At 68.8% G+C, this 25,119-nt stretch carries 29 protein-coding genes; 15 read left to right on the forward strand and 14 right to left on the reverse strand.

Annotated features, from left to right (window positions below; all coding sequences use genetic code 11):
• Positions 1 to 40 precede the first annotated feature (40 nt).
• Entirely contained in the window at positions 41 to 433 is a 393-nt protein-coding gene (locus O2L01_RS24695) for a winged helix-turn-helix transcriptional regulator (protein WP_270124719.1), read from the reverse strand.
• 97 nt (positions 434 to 530) lie between these two features.
• Between O2L01_RS24695 and O2L01_RS24700 the strand changes: the two genes are divergently transcribed.
• Positions 531 to 1,397: an SDR family oxidoreductase gene (locus O2L01_RS24700; protein WP_270124720.1), complete on the forward strand. Its 867-nt coding sequence runs from the start codon at positions 531 to 533 to the stop codon at positions 1,395 to 1,397.
• Between the two features lie 50 nt (positions 1,398 to 1,447).
• Here the strand turns inward: O2L01_RS24700 and O2L01_RS24705 are convergent, their stop codons facing one another.
• The 4 genes from O2L01_RS24705 to O2L01_RS24720 form a co-directional block, all read right to left on the reverse strand.
• On the reverse strand, positions 1,448 to 3,463 hold the full coding sequence (locus O2L01_RS24705) for a potassium transporter Kup (protein WP_374727623.1): 2,016 nt from the start codon (positions 3,461 to 3,463) through the stop codon (positions 1,448 to 1,450).
• 120 nt (positions 3,464 to 3,583) lie between these two features.
• Positions 3,584 to 4,402 carry an NAD(P)H-binding protein gene (locus tag O2L01_RS24710; RefSeq protein WP_270124723.1) on the reverse strand — a complete coding sequence of 273 codons (819 nt, stop codon included), beginning with the start codon at positions 4,400 to 4,402 and terminating at the stop codon, positions 3,584 to 3,586.
• A 124-nt stretch (positions 4,403 to 4,526) separates the two neighbouring features.
• Complete coding sequence (locus tag O2L01_RS24715) at positions 4,527 to 5,504, reverse strand: zinc-binding alcohol dehydrogenase family protein (protein WP_270124724.1); 978 nt, start codon at positions 5,502 to 5,504, stop codon at positions 4,527 to 4,529.
• A 47-nt stretch (positions 5,505 to 5,551) separates the two neighbouring features.
• A complete protein-coding gene (locus tag O2L01_RS24720) occupies positions 5,552 to 6,088 on the reverse strand; it encodes a PadR family transcriptional regulator (protein WP_270124725.1) in 537 nt (178 codons plus the stop codon).
• 76 nt (positions 6,089 to 6,164) lie between these two features.
• Here O2L01_RS24720 and O2L01_RS24725 point away from each other — a divergent pair, with 76 nt between their 5' ends.
• The 7 genes from O2L01_RS24725 to O2L01_RS24755 all read left to right on the forward strand — a co-directional run bounded on the left by O2L01_RS24725 (position 6,165) and on the right by O2L01_RS24755 (position 11,206).
• Positions 6,165 to 6,977 (forward strand): ABC transporter ATP-binding protein, encoded by an 813-nt coding sequence (locus O2L01_RS24725; RefSeq protein WP_270124726.1) that lies wholly within the window; start codon positions 6,165 to 6,167, stop codon positions 6,975 to 6,977.
• Positions 6,974 to 7,642, forward strand: coding sequence for an ABC transporter permease (locus O2L01_RS24730; RefSeq protein WP_270124727.1), 669 nt, complete (start codon positions 6,974 to 6,976; stop codon positions 7,640 to 7,642). Before O2L01_RS24725 ends, O2L01_RS24730 begins: the two co-directional genes overlap by 4 nt.
• Positions 7,639 to 8,358 (forward strand): ABC transporter permease, encoded by a 720-nt coding sequence (locus O2L01_RS24735; protein ID WP_270124728.1) that lies wholly within the window; start codon positions 7,639 to 7,641, stop codon positions 8,356 to 8,358. The genes O2L01_RS24730 and O2L01_RS24735 overlap by 4 nt, the downstream gene beginning before the upstream one ends.
• Positions 8,355 to 9,257 carry an ABC transporter substrate-binding protein gene (locus tag O2L01_RS24740; protein WP_270124729.1) on the forward strand — a complete coding sequence of 301 codons (903 nt, stop codon included), beginning with the start codon at positions 8,355 to 8,357 and terminating at the stop codon, positions 9,255 to 9,257. Before O2L01_RS24735 ends, O2L01_RS24740 begins: the two co-directional genes overlap by 4 nt.
• A gap of 127 nt (positions 9,258 to 9,384) precedes the next feature.
• On the forward strand, positions 9,385 to 9,714 hold the full coding sequence (locus tag O2L01_RS24745) for a PadR family transcriptional regulator (protein ID WP_344469129.1): 330 nt from the start codon (positions 9,385 to 9,387) through the stop codon (positions 9,712 to 9,714).
• A complete protein-coding gene (locus O2L01_RS24750) occupies positions 9,711 to 10,529 on the forward strand; it encodes an ATP-binding cassette domain-containing protein (RefSeq protein WP_270124732.1) in 819 nt (272 codons plus the stop codon). The genes O2L01_RS24745 and O2L01_RS24750 overlap by 4 nt, the downstream gene beginning before the upstream one ends.
• Positions 10,529 to 11,206: a hypothetical protein gene (locus O2L01_RS24755; protein WP_270124733.1), complete on the forward strand. Its 678-nt coding sequence runs from the start codon at positions 10,529 to 10,531 to the stop codon at positions 11,204 to 11,206. Before O2L01_RS24750 ends, O2L01_RS24755 begins: the two co-directional genes overlap by 1 nt.
• Positions 11,207 to 11,261: 55 nt before the next feature.
• Here the strand turns inward: O2L01_RS24755 and O2L01_RS24760 are convergent, their stop codons facing one another.
• A complete protein-coding gene (locus O2L01_RS24760; protein WP_270124734.1) occupies positions 11,262 to 12,101 on the reverse strand; it encodes an alpha/beta fold hydrolase in 840 nt (279 codons plus the stop codon).
• A 94-nt stretch (positions 12,102 to 12,195) separates the two neighbouring features.
• Positions 12,196 to 12,942, reverse strand: a complete 747-nt coding sequence (locus O2L01_RS24765; protein WP_270124735.1) for an SAM-dependent methyltransferase — start codon at positions 12,940 to 12,942, stop codon at positions 12,196 to 12,198.
• A gap of 186 nt (positions 12,943 to 13,128) precedes the next feature.
• Between O2L01_RS24765 and O2L01_RS24770 the strand changes: the two genes are divergently transcribed.
• Entirely contained in the window at positions 13,129 to 14,172 is a 1,044-nt protein-coding gene (locus O2L01_RS24770) for a glycoside hydrolase family 43 protein (RefSeq protein WP_270124736.1), read from the forward strand.
• 40 nt (positions 14,173 to 14,212) lie between these two features.
• Here O2L01_RS24770 and O2L01_RS24775 read toward each other — a convergent pair whose 3' ends face one another.
• Positions 14,213 to 14,968, reverse strand: coding sequence for an SDR family NAD(P)-dependent oxidoreductase (locus O2L01_RS24775; RefSeq protein ID WP_270124737.1), 756 nt, complete (start codon positions 14,966 to 14,968; stop codon positions 14,213 to 14,215).
• Positions 14,969 to 15,047: 79 nt separating this feature from the next.
• Between O2L01_RS24775 and O2L01_RS24780 the strand changes: the two genes are divergently transcribed.
• The 3 genes from O2L01_RS24780 to O2L01_RS24790 all read left to right on the forward strand — a co-directional run bounded on the left by O2L01_RS24780 (position 15,048) and on the right by O2L01_RS24790 (position 17,738).
• Positions 15,048 to 15,926 carry a sigma-70 family RNA polymerase sigma factor gene (locus O2L01_RS24780; protein ID WP_270124738.1) on the forward strand — a complete coding sequence of 293 codons (879 nt, stop codon included), beginning with the start codon at positions 15,048 to 15,050 and terminating at the stop codon, positions 15,924 to 15,926.
• 188 nt (positions 15,927 to 16,114) lie between these two features.
• Entirely contained in the window at positions 16,115 to 17,314 is a 1,200-nt protein-coding gene (locus O2L01_RS24785) for a right-handed parallel beta-helix repeat-containing protein (RefSeq protein WP_270124739.1), read from the forward strand.
• Positions 17,315 to 17,444: 130 nt separating this feature from the next.
• The gene (locus O2L01_RS24790) at positions 17,445 to 17,738 is read left to right on the forward strand and encodes a hypothetical protein (RefSeq protein WP_270124740.1); all 294 of its coding nucleotides are present in this window, start codon (positions 17,445 to 17,447) and stop codon (positions 17,736 to 17,738) included.
• A gap of 58 nt (positions 17,739 to 17,796) precedes the next feature.
• Here the strand turns inward: O2L01_RS24790 and O2L01_RS24795 are convergent, their stop codons facing one another.
• The 4 genes from O2L01_RS24795 to O2L01_RS24810 all read right to left on the reverse strand — a co-directional run bounded on the left by O2L01_RS24795 (position 17,797) and on the right by O2L01_RS24810 (position 22,235).
• A complete protein-coding gene (locus tag O2L01_RS24795; RefSeq protein ID WP_270124741.1) occupies positions 17,797 to 19,002 on the reverse strand; it encodes a sulfotransferase family protein in 1,206 nt (401 codons plus the stop codon).
• Between the two features lie 107 nt (positions 19,003 to 19,109).
• A complete protein-coding gene (locus O2L01_RS24800) occupies positions 19,110 to 19,889 on the reverse strand; it encodes an SDR family NAD(P)-dependent oxidoreductase (protein ID WP_270124742.1) in 780 nt (259 codons plus the stop codon).
• 657 nt (positions 19,890 to 20,546) lie between these two features.
• Complete coding sequence (locus O2L01_RS24805; RefSeq protein ID WP_270124743.1) at positions 20,547 to 21,254, reverse strand: hypothetical protein; 708 nt, start codon at positions 21,252 to 21,254, stop codon at positions 20,547 to 20,549.
• Between the two features lie 435 nt (positions 21,255 to 21,689).
• A complete protein-coding gene (locus O2L01_RS24810) occupies positions 21,690 to 22,235 on the reverse strand; it encodes a putative glycolipid-binding domain-containing protein (RefSeq protein ID WP_270124744.1) in 546 nt (181 codons plus the stop codon).
• A 99-nt stretch (positions 22,236 to 22,334) separates the two neighbouring features.
• On the opposite strand from O2L01_RS24810, the gene O2L01_RS24815 reads away from it, so the two are divergent.
• Complete coding sequence (locus O2L01_RS24815) at positions 22,335 to 22,853, forward strand: CGNR zinc finger domain-containing protein (protein ID WP_270124745.1); 519 nt, start codon at positions 22,335 to 22,337, stop codon at positions 22,851 to 22,853.
• Between the two features lie 138 nt (positions 22,854 to 22,991).
• On the opposite strand, the gene O2L01_RS24820 is transcribed toward O2L01_RS24815, so the two are convergent.
• Together O2L01_RS24820 and O2L01_RS24825 are read right to left on the reverse strand one after the other, a co-directional pair.
• Positions 22,992 to 23,303, reverse strand: coding sequence for a hypothetical protein (locus O2L01_RS24820; protein ID WP_270124746.1), 312 nt, complete (start codon positions 23,301 to 23,303; stop codon positions 22,992 to 22,994).
• Positions 23,296 to 23,583, reverse strand: a complete 288-nt coding sequence (locus tag O2L01_RS24825; RefSeq protein ID WP_270124747.1) for a hypothetical protein — start codon at positions 23,581 to 23,583, stop codon at positions 23,296 to 23,298. Before O2L01_RS24825 ends, O2L01_RS24820 begins: the two co-directional genes overlap by 8 nt.
• Positions 23,584 to 24,000: 417 nt before the next feature.
• On the opposite strand from O2L01_RS24825, the gene O2L01_RS24830 reads away from it, so the two are divergent.
• A complete protein-coding gene (locus tag O2L01_RS24830; RefSeq protein WP_270124749.1) occupies positions 24,001 to 24,891 on the forward strand; it encodes a Scr1 family TA system antitoxin-like transcriptional regulator in 891 nt (296 codons plus the stop codon).
• Complete coding sequence (locus O2L01_RS24835; RefSeq protein ID WP_270124750.1) at positions 24,824 to 25,075, forward strand: DUF397 domain-containing protein; 252 nt, start codon at positions 24,824 to 24,826, stop codon at positions 25,073 to 25,075. Before O2L01_RS24830 ends, O2L01_RS24835 begins: the two co-directional genes overlap by 68 nt.
• Positions 25,076 to 25,119: the final 44 nt, after the last annotated feature.

Genomic DNA, 25,119 nt, shown 5'->3' on the forward strand with positions numbered 1-25,119 from the left:
GCGGCCGCTACCTGCGATTTCGAACAGGTCGAGGGAAGAATCAGGACGGACGGCGGGCGTCGTACTCGGCGTGCGAGTCGAGCACCTTCGGCATCTCCTCGTAGAGGTGCAGCACGAGCTCGCGCAGGCGCCGTTCGAGCCCCGCGCCGACCTCGGTGAGGCGGTATTCGACGCGCGACGGGTAGCCGTCCTCGGGGGCGAGGCGGTCGACGATGCCGTCGCGTTCGAAGTGCTTGAGGCTCTGCGCGAGGGCCTTCTCGTTGATGCCCTCGATCGACCGCCGGATCTCGCTGAACCGCATCGGGCCCTCATGGAGGGCCAGCAGAATGAGCGTGCCCCAGCGGCCGGTGATGTGGTCGAGGATGACGCGCGACTCGCAGCCCTTGGCCTCCACTGCGAAGCCGGGCACGAGTTCGGTGGGCTGGGTGCTCATGACGCGATGTTACCTCCGCAACAGTACTTTCTAAATGATTGTGCTTTCGTTTCGTAAGTGCAATGGTAGACGCAATCGACAGTCGAAGGAGCAAACAATGATCGTCGTCACCGGTGCCACCGGCCAACTCGGGCAACTCGTCGTCGAAGGCCTCGTCAACGAGGTCCCCGTCGAGCAGATCGCCGTCGTCGTCCGCGACCCCGCCAAGGCCGCCCGCTTCGGCGAGCTCGGCGTCGAGGTCCGCGTCGCCGACTACAACGACCCGGCCACCCTCGCGGACGCCTTCAAAGAGGGCGAGAAGGTCCTGCTCATCTCGGGCAGCGAAGTAGGCCAGCGTGTGCCGCAGCACAAGGCGGTCATCGACGCGGCCAAGAACGCGAACGTCGCGCTCCTCGGCTACACCAGCGTTCTCGGCGGCCCCGCCGCCGACTTCGAGCTCGCCCGCGAGCACCAGATCACCGAGCGGTACCTCATCGACTCCGGCCTGCCGTACGTGCTGCTGCGCAACGGCTGGTACCACGAGAACTACACCGCCGCCCTGGGCCAGGCCGTCGCCAACGGCGGCGTCCTGACCAGCTCCGCCGAGGGCGCGAGGATCGCGAGCGCGACCCGCGCCGACTTCGCGGCGGCGGCGGTCGCCGTGCTCACCACCGAGGGCCACGAGAACCGCGAGTACGAGCTCAGCGGCGACCACGCCTGGACCTACGAGGAGTACGCGGCGGAGGTCTCGCGCCAGCTCGGCGAGGAGATCGGCGTCAACCGCGTCCCGGGCGAGGCGCACCGGGAGATCCTGGTCGGCGCGGGCGTCCCGGACCCGTTCGCGGCGATCCTCGTGGGTGTCGAGGACGCGGTCTCGCGCGGCCTGCTGGCCGTGCAGACCGGCGACCTGGCGAAGCTCATCGGGCGTCCGACGACCCCGATCGCGCACGCGATCACCGAGGGCCTGCAGGCCGCTCGGGCGTAAGACAAGGCGAAACGGCCCGCGGGATCACTCCCGCGGGCCGTTTCGCGTCCCTAGATCTCGATGTGGGAGCCCATGATCACGGTGCGGTCGCGCGGCAGCTTGAAGTGGTCGGCCGCGTCGGCGGTGATGTGGGAGGTCGCGATGAACAGCTTCTTGCGCCAGGTCGCCATGGTCTTCTCGGGGCCGATGCGCAGCTGGATGGTCGAGAGGAAGTACGTGGCGTCCTTGAGCTTGAGCTTGCGGCCCTCGGACTGGCGGGCCTTGACCAGGCGCAGCGCGGCGGGCACGTCCTGGGCCTCCATGTACCCGAAGCGGGCGGTGACGTGGATGATGCCGTCGTGGGTGAGGCCGAGGTCGTCCACGATGACGCGGTCGGCCTCGGGGACGCGCGGCACCGGCTCGGTCTCGACGGAGAGGACCACGATCTGGGCGTGCCGCACGTGGTTGCGCTCCATGTTGGCGCGCATGGCGAGCGGCGCGGTCTCGGAGCCGCGGTTGAGGAAGATCGCGGCGCCTGGGACTTGAGCGACCTTCGGTTCGCCGGCGCTGAGCCGGGCGAGGAAGTCGCGGAGGGCGCCTTCGAGGCGCACGCGCTGGTCGGTGACGATCTCGCGGCCGCGCTGCCAGGTGACCATGACGGCGAACGCGGTGATGCCGATGACCAGCGGCAGCCACGCGCCGTGCACGAGCTTGGTGCTGTTGGCGGCGAGGAACAGCAGGTCGAACGCGAGCAGCAGGCCGCCGCCGATGAAGACGAGCCAGCTCGGTGCGCGCCATTGCGTGCGCGCGATGTAGAAGTACAACAGTGTGACGATGGTGATCGTGCCGATGACGGCCATGCCGTACGCGTACGCGAGCGCGGCGGAGCTGCGGAAGGCGAACACGAGCGTGAGCACGGAGACCATGAGCAGCCAGTTGATCCAGGGCACGTAGATCTGCCCGATCTCGTGCTCGGAGGTGTGGGCGATGCGCAGGCGCGGCAGGTACCCGAGCTTGGAGGCCTGGGACGCCACGGAGTACGCGCCGGTGATGACGGCCTGGGAGGCGATCACGGTGGCGGCGGTGGCGAGGACCAGCAGCGGGATGCGGCCCCATTCGGGCACGAGCAGGAAGAACGGGCCGCTGACGTTGGAGGGGCTGTCGAGTATCAGCGCACCCTGGCCCATGTAGTTGAGCATGAGGGCGGGGAAGACGAGGAAGATCCAGCCGGTGGTGATGTTGCGACGCCCGAAGTGGCCCATGTCGGCGTAGAGCGCTTCGACGCCGGTGAAGGTGAGCACGACGGCGGCGAGCGCGAAGAACCCGATGTGGAAGTGGCCGAAGAGGAATTCGACGGCGTAGACGGGGTTGAAGGCGCGGAGGATGTCGGGGTGGCGGGCGATGCCGCCGAGGCCGAGGAGGGCGATGGTGAGGAACCAGACGATCATGACCGGCCCGAAGAGGCGGCCGATGCTGGCGGTGCCTCTGCGCTGGAAGCCGAAGAGCAGCACGATGATGACGCCGGTGACGGGGATGACCCAGGCCTCGAAGCTGGGGTTGACGACCTTGAGGCCCTCGACGGCGGAGAGGACGGAGATCGCGGGGGTGATCATGCTGTCGCCGAGGAAGAGGGACGCGCCGAAGATGCCGAGGGCGGCGAGGACGAGGCTGGTGCGGCGGCCGCGGCCGGAGGCGTGGCGGCGGATGAGGGTGATGAGGGCCATGATGCCGCCCTCGCCGTCGTTGTCCGCGCGCATCGCGAGCATGACGTAGAAGATGGTGACGATGATCATCATCGACCAGAAGATGAGGGAGATGAGCCCGAAGACGTTGTTGTCGTTGATCGGCACGGGGTGCGGGTCGGCCGGGTTGAACAGGGTCTGGAGGGCGTAGATCGGGCTGGTGCCGATGTCGCCGAAGACGACGCCGAGGGCGCCCACGGCGAGGGCGAGTCGCAAGGTGCCGCGGGGCGTTGCGGCGTTGCGGGCGGGCGCGGGCTGCGGTTCCGGGGCCGGGGCGGAAGCGTGTTGGCTCGCGTCGGAATGGGCGGTCACGACGGCTACTCCTTCTCGGGGATCGGGCACCATCGGTCCGATCCGACCGGTGGACGATACCGCGCGAATCGGGTTCCCGACCACCGAGTGGCGTAATCCAGAGCACCTTGTGACCTGCGCGTCGGCCCCGGGGGAGACCCGGGACCGCGACGCCTACCGGAACGCCTCCGCGTGGTCCCGGGCCCATTCGGCGAAGGTGCGCGCCGGGCGGCCGGTGACGTCCGCGACCGTCGTGAACACCTGTCGTGCGAATTCGGGCGGATTCGCGCGCCAGTCCAGCACGTAGTCGGCGGCGTCCGCCTCGATGCCCATGGCCCGCATCCGCGCCTTCGCGTCCTCGGGCGCTTCGGCCTCGTACCGCACCTCTCTCCCGACAGCGGCGGCGATGGCCGCGACCTGCTGCGGGACGGTGAGCACCTCGGGGCCGGTCAGCGTGTAGGCCCTCCCGGCGTGGCCGTCCTCGGTCAGAGCGAGGGCGGCCACGGCGGCGATGTCGCGCACGTCGACGGGGGAGTGGCCGACCTCGCCGTAGGCCTCGCGCACGACGCCTTCAGCACGGATCTGCTCGGCCCAGCCGAGCGCGTTCGACATGAACTCGCCGGGCCGCAGGTGCGTGTACTCGAGCGCAGAGTCCTCCACGGCCTCCTCGACCGGCCCGGTGTAGCCGTTCCAGAGGAGGGTCACGCGCCGCACGCCGGCCTTGACGGCGGCGTCCACGAGGTCGCGGGCGCGGGGCACGGTGGTGTTCCCGGGCCCGAACGTCGTCAACAGGTGCACGGCGGTGACGCCTTCGAGCGCGGCCTCGAGGCTCGCGAAGTCGGTGAAGTCCCCGGCCCGGACGTCAACGCCCGCAGGGAGACCCGCGCGGGCCGGGTCCCGCGTCAACGCCCGTACCGGCTGTTTCGCGGCGTGGAGCTCCTGGACGAGGTGTCGTCCGACGTTGCCGGTCGCGCCGGTGATCAGGATGGTCATCGCTGTGCCCTCTCGGTTCGCCGGGGGCCGTGGGACCGGCCCCTGTGGCGGCCCGGCCAACGCTAAGCGCGTTGGGGCGCATCGGCATCGGACCAGCGACGGGCACGCGGGTACGCCGCTGGTCCTAAGACCCGGAGAGGTCGACGACGAGCTTGCCCTTCGCTCCGTCGGACTCCATGAGCGCGTGGGCGTCCCGGATGCGGTCGAGGTCGAAGACCCGGTCGAGGGGCACCGCCGCCCGCCCGGCCGCCACATCGTCCAAGTAGGACTGCAGGACCTCGGGGGAGAGGTCGTTCGCCTCCCCGGAGTACGCGGTCAACCGGACCCCGGCCGGCAGGTAGCCGATCGGGTAGAAGTCCTTGACGATCCACTCGTTCGAGAGCATCCCGGTGAAGCACACGGTGCCGTGGACCTTGGTGGCGCGCAACGTGTCCGGCAGCGTCGGCGTGCCCACCAGCTCGAGCGCCGCCTCGACGCCCTCGGGGAGGATCCGGCGGACCTGCGCGGCCACGTCCCCGTCGTCGATGAGCACGTGGTCCACCCCGGCCCGCTCGAGCGCGTCCGCCTTCGCCGCGCTGCGGGTCGTCGCGAGCACGGTCATGCCGATGCGCTTGGCGAGGATCGCGGCCGCGACCCCCACGGAGGACGTGCCGCCGCGGATGAGCAGGCGCTGGCCCGGCCGCGCGTCGAGCCCGACCGTGAGCGAGCCGTTCGCGGTCTGCAGCATCTCCGGGACCGCGCCGAGCACCGCCCAGTCCAGTTCGGACTTGAACGGGACGATCTGGCCGAGCGGCACGCACGTGTACTCGGCGTACCCGCCGTCGAAGACCCGGCCCATGCCGCCCATCATCGTCATGACCTGCTGCCCCGCAGCGTAAGTGCCGCTCGGGTCGGCGTCCACGACGCCGGTGGCCTCGATGCCGAGCACCCGCGGGAACGTCACGCCCTCGGCCAGGCCGAGCCGGGTGTGCAGTTCGGACCTGTTGAGCCCGAAGGCCTTCACCCTGATCCGCACCCAGCCTTCGGCGGGTTCGGGCACCGGCAGTTCGCGGATGCGGAGGTTCGTGACGGGACCGGGCTCGTCGAGGACGACGGCTCGCATGACAGCGCTTCTCATTGCAGTGCCTCTCATGACGGCTTCTCCCGAAGTCATCGGTGGTGCCCCTCGGTGGTGAGGTCGAGCTGTTCGCGCAGCCAGGCGCGCTCGGCCTTGCTGGCGGCCTTGGCGATCACGAGCATCCCGTGCCGGTACGGGTCGTCGATCTCCTTGGCGCGCAACGGATGCGCACCGTCATAGAAGAAGCTCGCGGGCTGGTCGAGGAAGGCGAGGCGCCGGCGCAGCACGGCCCGCCGCTCCTCCGGGTCCGGCAGTTGCGAGAGGAAGGCCAGCACCACGAAGTACCGGCCGGTGTCGGTGATGTCGTACCCGTCCGCGTCGCGCAGCAGGCGCCGCAGCCGCTCGTGCCCGGCGTCGGTGAGCCTGAGGATCCCCTTCTGCGCGGCCGCCTGGCCCCGGTGCATCTCGCGGGTGAGCGCGCCGGCCGCGACGAGCCGGTTGATCGCCGGGTAGACCGTGCCGTCGCTGAAGGTCCGGGCGTATCCGTGGAGCTGGGCCATTTTGCGGCGCAGCTCGTAGCCGTGCAGCGGACCCTCCGCCAGGAAACCCAGGATCATCAATTCGATCACAGGTCCTATCCTATACCTCGGTTCGTTGTATAGACTGGCCGTGACCGCTTTGCCCCCATCCTTCAGGGAAGCCGCTGTGATCGAGTTCGAATCGGTGACGAAGACCTATCCGGGCCAGACCACGGCCGTATCCGATTTCTCCCTCGTGGTCCCCTCGCACCGCACGGTCGTGCTCGTCGGCTCCTCCGGCTCGGGCAAGTCCACGTTGCTGCGCACCGTCAACCGCATGGTCGAGCCCACCTCCGGCCGCGTCCTCATCGACGACGAGGACGTGCGCGAACGCGACCCCGTGGCGCTGCGCCGCTCGATCGGGTACGTGCTCCAGCACGGCGGGCTCCTCCCGCACCGCTCGGTGCTCGACAACATCGCCACGGTGCCCGTCCTCAACGGCGTCCCCAAGCGCGAGGCCCGCACGGCCGCAAGTGAACTCCTCGAACGCGTGGGCCTCGACCCGAAGGTGGGCCGCCGCTTCCCCGGGCAGCTCTCCGGCGGGCAGCAGCAGCGCGTGGGCGTCGCCCGCGCGCTCGCCGCGGACCCGAACATCCTGCTCATGGACGAGCCGTTCGGCGCCGTCGACCCGATCATGCGCCGCGAACTGCAGGAGGAACTCCTGCGGCTGCAGGCGGACATGCACAAGACGATCGTGTTCGTCACGCACGACGTCGACGAGGCGTTCCTCCTCGGCGACGAGGTCGTGGTCCTGCGCGAGGGCGGCGTGATCGCCCAGCGCGGCACGCCCGCCGAGATCCTGGGCGCCCCCGCGGACGACTTCGTGCGCGACTTCGTGGGCGCCGACCGCGCCGAGCGCGAACTCCACATCACCGAAGTGGACGGCCGCACGATCGCCGTCGACGCCTCCGGCCGACCCGTGGGGGTGCTCGCGCCTTGAAGTGGCTCAGCCTGAACTGGCCGCAGGTCGTCGAGCTCACCCGGGACCACCTGCTGCTCAGCGCCCCGGCGATCCTCCTCAGCGTCCTGCTCGCCGTCCCCATCGGACGGCTCGCGCAGCAGCGCCCGCGCCTCGGCGGCCCGCTTCTCGGCGCGGCCAGCCTCCTCTACGCGATCCCCGCCCTGCCGCTGCTCATCATCATCCCGGTGATCTTCGGCATCCCGCTGCGCTCGCCCGCGACGATGATCATCGCCCTCACCGTCTACGGCCTCGCGCTCCTCGTGCGCACCGCCGCGGACGCGTTCGGCTCCGTCGATCCCCGGGTGCGCGAAGCGGCTGTGGCCGTTGGGCATTCGCCCCGCAGCGTGTTCTGGCGGGTGGACCTCCCGCTGGCCGTCCCGGTGCTTCTCGCCGGTGTGCGGGTCGTCGCCGTCTCCACGGTCAGCCTCGTCACGATCGGGGCGCTCATCGGCGTCCCGAGCCTCGGCACGCTCCTCACGGACGGCTTCCAGCGCGGCATCCCCGCCGAGGTCGCCACGGGCGTGATCGCGACGATGCTCCTGGCGTTGTTCTTCGACGCCGTCCTCGTCGCGGCCGGCCGCATCCTCACTCCTTGGACTGTGAGCCGCCGCGAACGCCTGCTCCCGCAAGAGGAGACGACATGAACCTCTTCCTCGACGCGATCGCCTGGCTCGCCGACCCGGCCAACTGGTCCGGCCCGAGCGGCGTGCCCACCCGCGTCCTGCAGCACCTCGTCATCACCTTCGCCGCCGTCGCGGCGGCCGCGATCCTGGCCCTGCCCACGGGAATCCTCATCGGACACACCCGCAAGGGCGCCGGGATCGTCGGCGCGATCGCCGGGGCCGCCCGCGCCATCCCGACGCTCGGCCTCCTCACGCTTCTCGGCCTGGCCCTCGGCATCGGCCTGAAGGCGCCGCTGCTCGCGCTCATCGTGCTCGCGATCCCGTCCGTCCTCGCGGGCGCGTACGCGGGCGTCCAGAACGTCGACTCGGCCGTCACGGGCGCCGCGAAGGCGATCGGCATGAGCCCCAAGCAGGTCGTGTTCCAAGTCGAGATCCCGCTCGCCGCGCCGGTGATCATCGGCGGGCTGCGCGCCGCGACCCTCCAGGTCGTCGCCACCGCCACCCTCGCGGCGTACACCGCGGACTTCGGCCTCGGCCGGTACCTGTTCTCCGGCCTCAAATCCCGCGACTACGCCGAGATGCTCGCCGGGGCGCTCCTCGTCGCGGGCCTGGCCCTCCTGCTCGAACTCCTCCTCGCCGCCTGGCAGCGCTCGGCGGCGAGGCGCATCGCCGCGCCCGCCCGATCGTCAAGCGCGGCAGTACAGCCCGAGAGTCCCCTAGTGAAGGAATCCGTATGAACACCCGCACCAAGGCCATCGGCGCGGTCGCGCTCGCGGCCGTGCTGACCACCACCGCCTGCTCGTCGGGTGACCCGCTCTCGAGCGGCGACTCGGACGGCGACACCATCGTGATCGGCTCGCAGGACTACTACTCCAACGAGATCATCGCCGAGATCTACGCCCAGTCCCTCGAAGACGCAGGGTTCACCGTGGAGCGCGACTTCCGCATCGGCCAGCGCGAGGCCTACCTACCCGAGATCGAGGGCGGCTCGATCGACCTCTTCCCCGAGTACTCGGGTCCGGTGCTGCAGTACTGGCAGCCCGACACCCCGGCGCGGCTGAGCGACGACGTCTATGCGGCACTGCAGGACGCGACCCCTGAGGGCCTGCGCGTGCTCGACCAGTCGGCGGCCACGGACCAGGACTCGTACACCATCACCAAGGCGTTCGCCGAGCAGTGGTCCCTCACCACAGTGGACGACCTGGCGAACGTGACCGAGCCGATGACCATGGGCGCCAACTCGGAGGCCGAGAACCGCCCGAACGGCCCGCAGGGCCTGCGCGACACGTACGGCGTCGAGGTCGGCTTCACGCCGATCGAGGACGGCGGCGGCCCACTCACCGTGGCGGCGCTCAACGACGGCGACATCCAGCTCGCCATCATCTACACCGCCGACCCGTCGATCACCGCGAACGACCTGGTCTCCCTGCAGGACACCAAGGGCCTCTTCCTCGCCTCGCACGTCGTGCCGCTCGCGAGCGACAACGTCAACGACGAGGCGGCCGACGTGATCAACGCGGTGAGCGCCGCGATGACCCCGGAAGACCTGCTCGCCATGAACGCCCGCAGCGTCGACGAGGAGCTCCCGGCCGAGACCATCGCCAAGGACTGGCTCGCCGAAGCCGACCTCGGCTGACCCGACCGAACCGCGCCTCCCCCGCCGCAGACGGCGGGGGAGGCGTTTCGCCGTCCAGGCCGCGACATCAGTACTCAGTTTGACTATCTACCGGTATTCAGTTAGCCTTTCTACCGTGTTCGATTCGATGCGAAAGCAATGGCTGCACGGATTCCTCGACCTGTCCCTCCTGTGCCTGCTCGCCGAGCGCCGCGACTACGGTCTCGGCCTCGGGCAGCGCCTCGCGGAGGCCGGCTTCGGCGACATCCCCGGCGGGACCCTCTACCCTTCACTCCTGCGCCTCGAGAAGCAGGGCCTGGTCCAGACCGATTGGGAGACTTCCACAGTCGGTCCCCGCCGCAAGTACTTCGACCTCACCCCCGACGGCCGCGCCGCCGCCGCCGCGCGCGCCGCCGAATGGCGCGAGTTCCGCGCCGCCGTGGACCGCGTCGCGGCGCTCGCCGAGGAGACCGCATGAACGCCGCCGAGTGGCACGCCGCCTGCGACCGGCGCCTCGCCGAACTCGGCGTCGACCCGCGCGAGGCCCGCCGCCTCGCGGACGACTCGGCCGCCGAAGCCCTCGCCTCCGGCCTCCACCCGGCCGAGCTCTTCGGCCCGGCCACCGCCTACGCCACCAGCCTCGCCAGCGCCGCGCGCCAACCGCTCGCCGCCCCGCTCGCCCGCGCCCGCGGCCCGGTCGTGCTGCGCCTCGCCGGCGTCACCAAGCGCTACCGCCGCCGCGAGGTCCTGCGCGGCGTCGACCTCGTCCTGCGCGGCGGCGAGGTCGCGGCCGTGGTGGGCGCCAACGGCTCCGGCAAATCCACACTGCTCGGCGTCTGCGCCGGCTCGGTCAAGGCGAGCGGCGGCACCGTCGAGCGCGCGGCCCGCATCGGCTACGCGCCCCAACAGCACGGCGTCGCCCCGTACCTCACCCCCGACGAGCACTTCCGGCTCTTCGGCGCCGTCCACGGCATGGGCGCCCGCAAGGCCGTCGCCACCGGCACGCGCCTCGCCGCGGGCCTCGGCTGGCGCCCCCGCGACACCGTCGCCGGCAAGCTCTCCGGCGGCACCCAGCAGAAGCTCAACGTCGTCCTCGGCGAGCTCGACCGGCCCGACCTCATCCTCCTCGACGAGCCCTACCAGGGCTTCGACCAGGACTCGTACCTCGACCTGTGGGCCCAGGTGTACGCCTGGCGCGACGCGGGCGCGGGCGTCCTCGTCGTCACCCACCTGCTCCACGACCTCGACAAGGTCGACCACGTGCTCGAACTCCAAGGCTCGGAGGACCGCTGATGACACTCACGATCGCCGCCACCAGCCTGCGCGAGATCGGCCGCCGCCGCGCCGCGCTGCTCCTTGTCATCGCGCTCCCGCTCGCGTTCTACGCCGCCCGCGCGGACCAGCAGGGGCAGGCCATCCGCTTCCTCGCGCTCGGCGTCGGCTGGGCCGTGGCCACGCTCTCCCTGTTCTCGCACGTCAACTCCCGGCACCTCGACCGCCGCCTCACCGTCGTGGGCGCCTCGCCGAGCGCGCTCCTCATCGGACGGCAGGCCGCACTGGCCGCCACCGGTCTCGCGATGGCCGCCGGGTACTTCGGGCTCATCGCCCTCACCCAGGACGTCGAACGGCTGTGGGCGGTGGCGGTGCTGCTCGTGACGACGGTGCTCATCGCCGCCCCGCTGGGCGCGGTCGTGAGTCTCGTGCTCCCGCGCGAGCTGGAGGGCGCGCTCGCGCTGCTCGCGGTGATGGCCACGCAGATGCTCGCCGATCCCGAAGGGACGCTTGCGAAGGCGCTGCCGCTCTGGTCGACCCGCGAGCTGGCGGCGTACGCCGTGGATCCGGTGGGCGGCGAGTACTTCGAACGCGGCCTGCTCCACTTCGCGGTGGTCGTCGTCTTGTGCTCGGCCGCCGCGTGGACGGCCGCGGTGGTGCGCCTGCGGCCGCAGGCGCTGCCGCAGCCCGCTCCGTAACCGGTCGGCGCCCGCGCCTCCCTCGCCGTCTCGGCGGCGGAGGCGCGGTGCGTCGTCAGAGCGGGCGTTCGGCGGCGAACCGCCGCACGGCTTCGGCGAGTGCGCGCGGCCGGTCGATGGGGATGAGGGTGCCGCAGTCGTCCAATTCGAGGAGTTCGGCGCCGGGGATGAGCTCGGCGAGGCGGCGGCCGTGCTGGGGCGGCATCATCTTGTCCTGCCTGCCCCACACCACGAGTGCCGGGCCGTGGAAGTCGGCGAGTCTCCCGGCGGCTTCGAGCATTTCGGTCCGGCGCGTGGCCCGCAGATATCTGACGAGGTCGGCCCGCACGCGGGAGTCGGTGCGCAGCGGTTCGAGCCATCCGTCGGTGAGCTCGTGCGGCACGCCCTTCACGGTCATGACGGCGAAGCCGGTGCCGGGGACGCGGCGCATCGGGCGCGGTGTGAGCGCCAGGGCGAGGGCGCGGATGCCGCCGGGGATCTTGGCGGCGGCGGCCATGAGCGTGCCGCCGGCTTTGGGCGGGTAGTTGTCGAACGCCTCGCACCCGGCGATCACCATGCGGCCCACGCGGTCGGGGCGTTCGGCGGCGAGCTGCTGGAGGCGTCCGGCGTCGTTCTCGACGAAGACCGTGTCGCGCGGCAGGTCGAGGGCGTCGGCGAACTCGCCGATGAGCAGCGCGGTGCTGTGCGGGGTGAGCTCGGCGTCGGGCCGCAGCGGGATCGTATGGCTGCCATAGGGGAGCGTCGGGATGACGACGCGGTGGTCTGCGGCGAGGTCGGCGGCCACCTTGCGCCAGACGGTGGCGGACTGCACCAGCCCGTGGAGGAGCAGGACCACGGGGCCGGACCCGGTGTCCTCATAGGAGACGGTGCCGAGGGAGAGGTCTACGGTGGGCATCGCGGCCCTTCTGGTCGATGGTCAACGCTGAGACCGACCTTATCCCTTGCGGCGCAGGCGGACCCGGCACTGGAGCGCCGGGCCCGCCCGCGGTCTACCGCTTCATGAGGGCGAAGATGCCCCATCCGAGGTAGTCGCGCTGATAGCGGACGTGGTTGCGGCGCTCGACGTCGAGCTTGTGCCGCATCTCGTCCTCGAGCTCGTGGCCCGGGTTCTCGTCGAGCCAGCGGCGGATGTTGAGCCAGTGCGGTGCCGCGTACCGGTCCCAGGAGTCCTGGTCGGCCAGGACCATCTCGACGACGTCGTAGCCGAGCGCGTCGAAGTGGTCGAACAGGCCCGGGAGGTCGAAGAAGCTGTCCCGGCTCTCCGCATAGCAGCCCTTGACGGTGGCGTCGTCGGGCGGGTCCTGGCGCCAGTAGCACTCGCCGATGAGCATGAGCCCGTTCGGTTTGAGGCTCTGCTCGAGGAGCGCGACCGTGCCTGCGGTGCCGCCGCCGATCCAGGTGGCGCCGATGCACGCGGCGAGGTCGACCGGCTCGCTCGCGACGTACCCGGCGGCGTCGCCGTGGATGAACGCGCAGCGGTCGGCGACGCCGAGTTCGGCGGCCCGGGCCTGGGCCCGGGCGGTGAACGCGGTGCTGATGTCGACGCCGGTGCCGCTGATCCCGTGGTCGCGGGCCCAGGTGCAGAGCATCTCGCCCGACCCGCTCGCGAGGTCGAGCATGGTCAGGCCGGGCGGGAGGCGCAGGGCCTCGCCGAGCGCGGCGAGCTTGCGGCTATCGACGGGGTTGTGGATGCGGTGGCTGCTCTCGCCGATGACGATGGAAAGTGGGAGATCCACTGGGGTCCTTTGCTTTCGATGATTTCATGACGGTGTCGGAAAGCGGTCGGCCGCGGCCGACCGCAGGCGCCTGGACCTTCAAAAAATCAACTCCACTCGCTCGTCGCCTGCATCGTTCGCCGCAATGTAACGGGTGGGCGGCCGTCGTGTCGAGCGGATATCCATCGCCCTGATAGCGTTTTCGACATGAGCGAGCCGATGCCGTCCGCCTTCCCGCTGCGCCTGCCCGAGATGCCGCTGCACGACCCGTACGTGGTCGCCGACGCCGAGTCCGGCCTGTACCACCTGTACACCGCCAATCAGGGCTTCACCGCCGAGGCGACCGGGCCGGTATCGGCCGCCGGGGTCGGCACGATGTGCTACCGCTCCCCGAACCTCCGCGACTGGGCCGAGCCCGTGCCGGTCTTCCTTGTGGCCGAAGAGGAGTCGCCGTGGGCGGTGCACGGCGCGTGGGCGCCCGAAGTGCACCGCTGGAACGGCCGCTGGTACCTGTTCACGACGCTGCACAACACCGACGCCGCACTGCCCGTGCCGGAACCGGGGGAGTACGGCACGCCGTTCCCGGTCCCGAACTACCGCCGGTCGACGATCTGCGCGGTCGCCGACTCGCTCACGGGCCCGTTCCGGATGCTCAAGCCCGAGGCGCCGATCCTGCCTCCCGAACTCATGACCCTCGACGGGACGCTGTTCACCGACGACGACGGCCGTCCGTGGATGGTCTACGCGAACGAATGGCTGCAGCGCATCGACGGCACCATCGAGGCGTTCCCCTTGTCCGACAAGCTGGACGCGATCGCGGGCGACGCGGTGATGCTCTTCAAGGGCTCCGACGCCCACTGGCTCACCCGCGACATGCCCGCCGGCGTGCCGCACCAGCTCGCGCCGTACGTCACCGACGGCCCGCAGCTGGTCCGCGCGCCCGGCGGCGCGCTCGTCTGCCTGTGGTCGACCTACGAGAAGAACCGCGTCACCGCGGGCGGCCTGGACGGCGACTACGTGCAGACCTGGGCCGTCTCCCCCTCCGGCCGCCTCGAAGGCCCTTGGGAACAAAGGGAACCGCTCGTGCGCGGCGACTCCGGCCACGGGATGCTCTTCACCACGTTCGACGGCGAACTCATGCTCGTCCTCCACCGCCCCTTCACCGGGGCGCGCGGCAAGCTCTACGAGATGGCCTGGGACGGTGACGATCTGCGAGTCCTGCGCCAGCGCACCGACCTCGACGGCGACTGACCCCGGCCGCTCCATCGTGGAGCGGCCGGGATCGCGCGGGCTACCACCCGACGGGGCCGAGGCGGTCGATGAAGATCCCGCTCGGGCCGTCCGCGCCGATGGTCGCCAGCTTGACGAACGGGTCGGTGCCCTCGGTGACGGTGAGCAGGCCCCGGTTGCCGTTCATGTCGGTCGCGGCGAACTTGCCGGTCGAGACCTCCCCGGGGGTGACGAGGTTGAACTTGATCCCCGGGAGCGCCTGGGCGTACCGGACGGTGATCATGTTCAGCGCGGCTTTCGAAGAGGTGTAGGCGAGTTCGTGCATCTTCGAGATGCCCTGGGCCGGGTCGGTGACGACGGCGAACGAGCCGCCGCCGCTCGACACCATGACGACGCGCGGGTTCTCGGCCTCCTGCAGCAGCGGCAGGAACGCGTGCGTGACCCGCACCGGCCCGTACACGTTCACGTCGTACACGCCGTGCAGCTCCTCGGCCGTCGCATCGGCCGGGGCGACGAAGTGCCCGGGGGCGCCGGCGTTGTTGATGAGCACGTCGAGCCTGTCGGTGTGCTCGCGCACGAGCCGTTCGGCGGCGGTCACCGACTCGTTCGAGGCCACGTCGAGCGGCACGAGCACCACGTCGGCGCCGTCAGCGGCGAGCTTGTCGACGGCCGCCTGGCCGCGCTCGAGGTCGCGCGAGCCGAGGAAGACCTTCCAGCCCATCGCGCCGAGGCGGCGGGCGGCTTCGAGGCCGAGGCCCTTGTTCGCGCCGGTGATCAGCACCGTGGTCTGTGACGAGTCAGTCTTGTTCGCGTCCATCGTTGACTTCCTTCTCGCTCGGGGTGGGAAATTTGGGCTTGTACTTTCACTGACGGACGGCGGCGAGGAAACCAGACCGATGAGCGGAGATTATTTTTCGGCGGCGGTGTTCGAGCAGCACAGAGCCCATCTGCGCACGGTCGCGTTCCGGATGCTCGGCTCGCTCAGCGAGGCTGAGGACGCCGTCCAGGAGACCTGGCTCAAGGCCGACCGCGCCGACACGAGCGGCGTCGAGAACTCCGCGGCGTGGCTCACCACCGTGATCGGCCGGGTCTGCCTCGACATGCTGCGCTCGCGCAAGTCCCGCCGCGAGGACACGCTCGACGGCCAGGAGTCCGAGCCCGAGGTGCGGGTGTCCCGCCGCGTGGACCCCGAAGAGGAAGCGCTGCTGGCGGACTCGGTGGGCCACGCGATGCTCGTGGTCTTGGACGCCCTCTCGCCCGCGGAGCGTCTCGCGTTCGTCCTCCACGACATGTTCGCCTTGTCCTTCAACGACATCGCCCCCATCGTCGAACGCAGCCCCGAGACGACGCAGAAGCTCGCGAGCCGCGCCCGCAAGCGCGTGCGCGGCAAGGCCGACACCGCCGACGGCGACCGTGCCGAGCGGTACCGCGCCGTCGAGGCCTTCCTGCGCGCCGCGCGCGACGGCCAGTTCGAGACGCTGCTCTCGCTGCTGGACCCGAGCGTCACCTTCCGACTCGACGCGGGCGCCCTGCGCCTCTACCCCGGGGCCGCGCCGTTCGGCGCCGAGGCCGTTGCGGAAGCGTTCAACGGCAACGCGATGCTCGCGCACGCGGTGCTGCTCGACGGTGAGGTCGGTGTGGCGGTCGTGTCGCCGCGCGGGCAGCTGCTCATGGTCATCTCGCTGGCGTTCGACGGCGACCGGATCGCCGGGTTCGAGGCGTTCGCCGACCCGGACCGGCTCGCTGACGCCGAACTGGCGCTGCCGGACGCGTAAAAGCACCCGAAGCGAAAGTCCATTGACATATTGACATGTGGCAACCCCTTGCCTAGGCTCGGTGGACAAATCGCGTTTTTCTCGCATTTCAACACTGCGTAGCGACGCGACGACGAACGCGGGCCGCGCCCGGACGGGCGCCCCGCGACGGACCGATCCGGGCCACGCCCGGGAAGGAGCGAGACCACATGTCAAGGACACGGACCAAGACCGCCGTCGTGGTCGGCGTGAGCGGCCTGGTGGCCGCGGCGACCACAATGGTCGCCATGACCACCGCGAACGCCGATCCGGTCGGCGGACCCGCGCAGGACGGCGCGATCTACGCCGCCCCCGACGGCAGCGACGGCGCGGCCGGCACCGAGGCCGACCCGACCACCGTCGCGGCCGCGATCGCGAAGGTCGAGCCGGGCGGCACGATCTACATGCGCGGCGGCATCTACGACCTATCGGAAACGGTTGCCATCGAGCCGGGCAACGACGGCACCGAAGCCGACCGCACCCAGCTCTTCGCCTACCCCGGCGAGACCCCCGTCATGAACTTCTCGGCGCAGGAGGAGAACTCCGCGAACCGAGGCCTCGCCGTCGGCGGCGACTGGTGGCACGTGCAGGGCATCGTCGTCGAGCACGCCGGCGACAACGGCATCCTCCTGGGCGGCAGCAACAACGTCATCGAGCGCGTCGTCACCCGCCACAACGCCGACTCCGGCCTCCAGCTCTCCCGGTACACAGCTGGAGCCCCCGAAGCGGAGTGGCCCGCGAACAACCTCATCGTCTCCGTCGAGTCCCACGACAACGTCGACTCCGACGGCGAGGACGCCGACGGGTTCGCCCCGAAGCTCACCGTCGGCCCCGGCAACGTCTTCCGGTACACGGTGTCCCACAACAACATCGACGACGGGTACGACCTGTACACCAAGGGCGACACCGGACCCATCGGCGCGGTGACCATCGAGGACTCCCTCGCCTACGAGAACGGCACCCTCTCGGACGGCTCGCAGGCCGGCGCGGGCGACCGCAACGGCTACAAGCTCGGCGGCGAGGACATCGGCGTCGACCACGTCGTGACCGGCTCCATCGCCTACGACAACGGGAAGCACGGCTTCACCTACAACTCCAACCCCGGCTCGATCACCGTGTCGGACAACGTGAGCATCGGCAACGCCGAGCGCAACTTCAACTTCGACGAAGGCACGCACCGGTTCTCGGGCAACACCTCCTGCGACAGCGGCGACGAGGACCGCATCGTCGGCAGCGACGACGGCTCGAACCAGTTCTGGGAGGGCTCGAACGGCTCCCGCTGCGCCGACTACGCCGGCGCGCTCGACTGGAGCTTCGCCGAGGACGGCTCGCTCGTCGTCACCTTCGGCGGGCAGCAGGTCATGGGCTGACCCCCGCTCCTCACATCAGGGCCCGCTGCCGCGAGGGAGCGGGCCCTGACACATCGTGCCGCACGATATTTAGCTTTTTCGGTGCAAACCCCTATAGTTGGAGAGCCAACGTGAACAAGGGGGATGCAACATGGGTTTTGCGGACAAGTTCAACGAGCTGAAGGACATGTTCTCGGGGGCAGTCGAAGACGCCAAAGGCAAGGCCGAGGAGATGATCGGGGGCGTCGCTGACGCACCGGTCGACCAGCTCGGCGAACAGGCCGGCGGCGCCGTCGAAGACCTGCAGGGCCAAGCGCAGGAAGGCTACGAGAACGCGCAGGGCCAGGTCCAGGAAGGCGTCGAGAACGCCCAAGGCCAAGCGCAGGAGGGCGTCGAAGGCGCCCAGGGGTCCATCGACGACTTCCGCAACCAGACCGGGTTCTAACGCCCGCGCCTAGGGGCGGACGGATCAGGTTCCGTCTGCCCTTGGGCCACAACCCGAATCAGCGCGTGTTGAGTGTCCCGCACAGGCGCACGTAGTCGCCGAACGCGTCCTCCACGCCCTGGATCGTCAAGCCGTACCGCGACAGCGAGTACTCGTGCCGCCGGTCCCGCTGCGGCCGCGCGAGCACGTGCTCCAGGTTCCCGGCGTCCTTCTCGGTCCACTCGGCGTGGATCGCCTTGTACAGCTTCGGAACCTCGTTCACCGGGTCCGAGTTCAACCGGTGGTAGGGCACGTCCACAATGGCATCCGAAGGCAGCGTGATCCGCGACTGCCGGCCCCGCTCGATGGAGTCCACCAGCAGGCCCAGCGCGACCTGCCCGATCTCGTCCAGATCCGGGCGGCGCTGGTACAGCGACCACGACGTCTCCATGAGCGAGCACACCGAACCCATCACCGTGGTCGGATCACGGTGCGTCCAAACGAACTTCGCGTCCGGGAACACCTGCCGGATCACGTCCATGTCGTTCAGGTGCGCCGGGTACTTCAGCGTCCAGCGCTTCGGCTCCCGCCCGTACTGCAGCACCTGCAGCGCCCGCTTCAAGTACACGTAGTCCGGCGCGTAGTCCCGCTCGCCCAGCCACGCCTTGTACTTCGGCAGCGCCCCGCGCAGCGCCAGATGGTAGGTGCCGTGCGGCAGGACGAACATCGACTCCTCGGGCTCGCGCGCCCGGATCGGGTGGATGACCTCCCACGACGGCGCGAACCGCACCATCATCCGCGCCCCGGACTCGATCATCCGGATCGTCTTCTCCGACTCCGCCTGGGGGACCGGCACATCGGTACGAAGCATCTCCCACAGCAGCGGCCCGCGGTGCGCGTCCGAGGCCGCGAGGATCTTGTGCGCCAACGTGGTCGCCGTGCGCGGCAGGCCCACCACGAACACCGGCGCGACGATCCGCTCGTCCGCAATCTCCGGACGCTCCAGGAAGCGCTGCCGGATCCGCAGCCGGTTCTCCAAGCGCGACTTGGCGTCGAGCAGCCCGGACTGCCACCCGAACGGCGTCAGGCGCGGCTCGTCGGCGAGGCACTCGAGGTGGAAGCCGAGGTCGGCGACGAACTGCTCTTCGCCCTCCGCCGACCATCCGGTCGACGACTCGACCTGGGCGACGGCCTTCGCCCACGTCTCGAGCGGGCGCTTGCGCCCGCCCGTCGACGGCTTGAGCATGGCATTGACGAGACTGGCGGTGAACGTGGTCCGGCTCATGGGGGGTTCCTCTCGAAGCACAAGGCCCGCAAGGCGTTAGCTGGCTTCGACAGACTACTCCCGGTGATTCGCGGTGGACATGCGGTCGTGGGAGCGCCGGTCACGCCCTAATGGACGGACAGGCCGCCGTCGACGAAGATCGCCTGCCCGGTGATGTAGGCGGACGCGCGGCTCGCCAAGAACACGGCCGCGCCGGCGAAGTCCTCGGCCAGGCCGTTGCGCCCGATCATCGTTCGCGCCGCCAGGGCGGCGACTTTCTCGGGGTCCGAGGCGAGGCGCTGGTTCAGCGGCGTCATCACGAAACCCGGGACGAGCGTGTTGGCGGTGACGCCGTGCGGCGACCACGCCTCGGCCTGCGACCGGGCGAGGGATTCCAAGGCGCCCTTGGAGACCCCGTACGCGCCGCTCTGGACGAACGCGCGGTGCGCCTGCTGGGAGGTGACGTGGATGATCCGCCCGAACCCGCGTTCGGCCATGCCGGGCCCGAAGCGCTGGCCGAGGAGGAACGGCGCTTCGAGGTTCACGGCCATGGTCCGGTCCCAGACCGCTTCGTCGATGTCGCCCATGGGCGGGCGGAGGTTGATCCCGGCGGAGTTGACGAGGATGTCGGGCTCCCCGAAGATCCTGACCGCCTGTTCGGCCGCGGCCCTCACGTGCTCGCGGGTGGTCAGATCCGCACTCACCCAAGCAGTTTCACGGCCCTGTCCGGCGAGTTCCTCGACGGTCGCGGAGAGCGCCTGCTCGCCTCGGGCGACGATCACGACCCGCGCGCCCGCGTGCGCCAACGCGCCCGCGATGGCTTTGCCGATGCCGGAACTGCCGCCGGTGACGACGGCGACGCGGCCTTCCAACGAGAACAGCTCGGAGAGGTAGTCCTGTGCGGTCATGCCCGAACCCTAGAGGAATGCGTTTCCGGCGGATGGTCGGTGTCCTGCGGGCTGTTCGGGGGTCCGGTTAGCCCGAAAGGCGTCAGCGACGGAGAGGTGGGTTGGGGGCGGGGTCGGTTGGCGGGGCGCGGGTTCGAGTCGGGTCGGCGCCCCTATTTCGTTGGGGTGCAGTGGGGTTGGGGCGAATGTGAGGGTCTTGTACCCCTGTGGGTGATGACGGTGTGGGGTGGTGTGAGGGATGATTGATGTACGCACAGGGATACGGAAAACGTACAGGTGGCGATTAGGTGCAAGCAGACTACGCCAAGCCTCTGGCCGAAACCCAAACCGGATGATTTTTCCCGAGCCTCGTCAGCTCAGTCTCTTCGTGCTATCGGGTTCCACAGCGGACCACGGCCCCGAACAGGGGGCGTGCTGGGTGGGAGATCGTTGGTCGGGATCACCTCGACCGTGGCAGTGCTCTGAACGAGGCACACACTGGTAAGACCGCCAGCATGAGCGGCAACGCCAGACCAGGCAATAGAGGACCTGGCCCGGCAGCGCCACGAAACGCACGGCAAGAGACGCCTCCGGGCGAGCACCATCGCACGTGATGGAGCGATGACCGCAGTGTCGTCCCGGGGCAGGCGCATCAGCGACCGTCGTGAGGGGGCGGCTTCAGATGGCATCGAGATCGAGATCGTCGAAAAGCCGTTCAAGAGAAGGAGGACGCTCTCCAGGAGTATTCAGGAAGTCATGCAGGTTCTGCGTGTTGTCGTCGATGCATTCGTCGGTGCCTTCGTCTCCCTGTGCCTCGATCCAGTCCCGGTTGAACTGGGTGTGCTCACCACCCCAGTACGACAACTGGTCGTCCGCGGGCGAATGCGGCAGAACGACGATGACCGGCCCGACGTCCACATCTTCTGCTCGACCGTCAACGACAAGCTCGACATCCAGGCGGTACAACTCCTCAAAGCCCATGGAGGCCTCGTCCAAGCGGGCGTTGACAGCGAAGCGGTCGGCTTCGTCGGGACCGACCTGTTGGCTGACGGGCACAGTGAACTGATCGCCTCGCTCGGCATTCGAAGGAAGAAGCAGGTCGTATTCCGCCGAGAGTTCAACGATGCCGCCGCCGACACATGGGAGGACGGTCATGTGGTCTTCCACGGTGAAGATCGCTTCCTCGACAATTCCGCGACTGCTGCCGGTGTTATGGATCGTGAATTCCATGGACAGCACCTCGCCGCCGGGCTCATGCACCACCACACTTGCCAGCCTCACATCGGGGGACGGGTCATTTGTGAGCGCTTTGAGGAGAGGCGGCGCGGCAAGGCTCCCCGTGGCTACGAAAATCGCGATGAATCCCGAGACGATGGTGGTTCGCATGGCTTCAGACCGTCTTCGCCACCACGAACGCAAGGGGTTGGTTCTTGACTGTGGAACCTCGGGTGAATTCTGTTTCCTCAGCGCTTCAGGCATCATCTCGCCTCTGTCCGTTGGGTTCAGATCCAGAGTAGGTGAACGCTGTCCCCGTTTGGGTTCTCGAGGTGGGCAGTCGATCCCATGTGCACCAGAAGGAACACGCTGCACGCCCACCCTTCATCCCAGACCTCATGAGCTGGCGCCTACGGTTACGAAGCGATCAAGTAGTTCGGCATGGTCCAAGGCACTCGCGTCATCCTCCACCGCCTCGCCCGCTGCAGCCATACAGTCGTCCCCGGTACTCCCGACCGGCTTCCGTGACTTGCAACGAAGTGGCAAAGTCCCATACCCCGTCACGATCCTTCGGAGACGGCGCGATGAAGGACCTGACCGCCTGGGCTATTGCGCGATCGACGGCACCATGGTCCAGAGGGCGGGGTACTCGATGACGAGACCGTCGGCGTCAATGTCCAGGTCGGCGCGGAAGTCGCCGGACTCGTACCGATAACCGGTTCCGAGGCGGTGATAGCGCTGCGAGGCGGGTTCGATCGTCAGCTCGGATTCGGGCTGGATGTAGACGACCCGCAGGTCGGCCGCGGCTCCGGGGGTGAGGCGGAGGCGACGGATCGGGAGGGTGTTGGTGAACGGTGTCAAGGCGATGTCGATATCGGTGCACCCGGCCAGGTCGGGCCGTTCCTGGCCGTTGTCAAACCAGCGGCCGTCCATGTCGCGAGCGAGGTTGCGACGAACATGGTGGAAATCGATGGTGACCGACCGGGTGTTCCAGGCGGTGTCGCATTCGATGCGATAGGCGAGCCGGACGGGCGTGTTGTCGGGAGCGGCCAGGACGAGTCCGTCGGCGACGATGCCATCGTCATCGATGCACAGCTCCAGGTGCTCGCAGCCGGGCCACTGCTGGGCGGTCCACATGATCTGCCGCTTCATGACAACCCCGTTCCTCGTCGCGCCTGCTTGTTGATAACCACCTATCGGATTTATAGGTTAACATCTTGGTCGCAGGGTGTACACCGGTATGCTGGTTCAGTGGTTAACACCGGGACTGAACAGGAAGCGCCGGGTTCGCTTGAGGCGGTACGCACTCTGCTCAATACCTGGCGCATCCCCAACGACACGCGCCGGGCCGAAGACCGCTTCGAGGAGTACGCGGACCAGGCCGGGCTGTCGAAGTCCAGGCGTCATGAACTCCTGGCCCTGCGCGCGGATCTCCGTGCAGCGGTGGAGCGCTCGGCCGACACCTCGGCGGTGCTCAACGACTGGATCAAACGCTTGGCGATTCTTCCGCAGGTCGTGGACGACACGATCGCGTTCAAGCACTCGGGGGGTCTTGGCGCGGATCTCGTTTCGGCCGCGTTGGAGGCGATCGCGGCCGGCCGTTGGCGCAGGCTCAAAGCCTGCCCGGACTGCCGCTGGGTGTTCTACGACCACAGTCGCAACGCCAGCAAACGTTGGTGCCTGATGACCGCAGGCGGCCCCGACGGACGATCCTGCGGCAGCATCGCAAAGGTCCGCGCCCACCGCAAGCGCACCCGCACCACTGAATGATCAGGGGCCGCGGGGTGCTCGCCGATTCTCGGCGCATCCAGATCGAAAGCAGCTCTGTCGCATTGGGTGACTGAGGCAGAGTGAGGCAGAGTGAGGCCGGTCGAACTCCACCTTGTTCGACCGGCCTCGGGGTCAAGTCTAGAAGTCGAAGAGACTCGGTTTGGCGACCAACTCGCGGGCGTTTTTGAGAATCCATGCGCACCAGGGGTCGCCCTGCCATGCGCCCCGCCAGATCACTGGCTCGGCGGGGTCGTCGCCGAAGCGGCAGACTTCGTGCGGACCGACGCCGTCGTCGCAGTCGACCCGGTAGACGTTGGGCGTGCCGAGCGGCGTCGAGACGAAGATGACGGAGAACTCGGCCGGGTGTCGCCGGAACTTCCCGAGGCAGTGTTCCCCCTCGGGCTCGGGCGGGTTGTCTTCGGGCGGTTCGGCGAAGGTCGTGTCAGCCACGGCAGAACCGGATCTTTCCGCGCTGGGCCGTATCGGCTGATCGGTTGGTGCGGAAGGCCTTGAACGCTTTGTTCCTCGCCCACTCGCGCCACTCGGGCGAGGTCGAGCGCCACTCCTCGTTCCAAGTGGCGTGGAGGTTCCCGGAGTTGAGGCCGGAGACGACGAGGATGACATCGGACTGGTTCGCCTTGGCGTGCACCTGGAACGAGTCCGGCGCTTCGGCACTGGAGGCGCGGACGACGAAGATTCGGCGACCGTCGCTGAACTGGCCTCGAACCAATGGATCCGAGACGGGTTGAGCGCTTTCGGGTTTCGGTTTCGAGGATCGGTTTCGCATCGCGACCTCCAATGGAGAGAGTGTCAGATTGCCGACAGTGGTGACGCCGGGGAGGCTTCGCAAGGCCCACCAGAACCTCTGCGAGGCAGTGCCTCCCCGGCATTCCCACCGCTCGCGAGCCGGGAGGTGACCCGCGATAAGGCCACTCTAAGTGACGTTTTGCCTGTTCAAGAGCTATGTCTCCCATAGTGTTTCGACGCTCCGAAACGGAGTTCCATGATGGGTATCCCGTTTCGGTGCACCGTTGCGGAGGCTCCATTACGGTGCATCGAAACTGGTTCGAGTCGTGATGAATGCGGATGGGGACGCTTGTGCGATCATCGCTACAAACCGTTATTCGCGCAGCGCAGGGAGCACCGGATGGCAGGCACGGTCTTGTACCAGAAGTTCGCTCGGGCCTACTTGACCGCCGAGGTCAACACGATTTCGCAGGACGCCGGATGGACCCCGAACAAGTTCGCAAGGGTGATGAGCAAGAGCTCCACCACGATCCGCGCTTGGCTCGACGGAAGCCGCATCCCCGACAAGGGCAACCTGTCGCTTCTATGCGACCAGGCGGAGGTCGAACCGGACCGCAAACGATTCATCCTGCATGTCAGCGATCAGCTCCTCAAGAACTCGGAGCTGATATCGGATCTCGACGAGCGCAATCTCTACATCGTGGAGAGCGGCGAGCGAACCTACCCGGTCCATGTCAAGTGGAACCCATTGCTGATTTCAGCGCTGCTTCAGGTCGAGCCGTACCACATGAAACTGCTAGCTGGCCCGTTGGATGCCCCAGCGGACAAGGTGAAATGGTGGAAGGTGAAGGAACGTAGGGCTCGTCGGTTCTTTGCGCGCTTCAGTGGCAAGAATCCTCCGCGAGCGGAGTTTTACATCCCTTCAGGCGCGATCGCGGACCTCGACATGCTTACAGACGAGGAGAAGTCTGCGCAGCTCGCACGACTTAAGTGGGTGGATTCTCTGCCTGGGTGCGAGGTGAGGGTGGTGCGACCGCCGCACTTCGCGAACTACGCCTTCGAGGCGTTCGAATCGGACCAGGATTCCTTCGCGGGGCCGAGCTTCGTGTACGTCGACAACTTGGACCAGAGCCGCCACGTGGTCGATGAGAACAAGCTCGCCTTGTATGATCAAGCCCGCAGGTTCCTGCGATCGAACTCGCAAGGTATTGGAAGGTTCCTCGATGGTGGAGTACACCAACTGGCGGAAGAGCACCCGAAGCAGCGACTCGGGTCAGCCCAACTGCGTTGAGTGCCGTCAGACCTGGAGGAAGAGCACCCGAAGCAGTAACACAGCTGATGCTGACTGTGTCGAGGCTCGGAACACGGCCGCTGGCTTCCAGGTTCGAGACTCCAAGCTGGGCCACGAATCCCCGGTCTTCGACCTGTCGGCCTCGGACTTCACCGGCCTGCTGCGCGTCGCTGACCGCGACTAGCAAACCCCGGCCGCCGCAAACGCGTCGCCCTCGGCTCCCGTCCC

The organism is Glycomyces lechevalierae, from assembly GCF_027622945.1.
Lineage (GTDB): Bacteria > Actinomycetota > Actinomycetes > Mycobacteriales > Micromonosporaceae > Glycomyces > Glycomyces rutgersensis.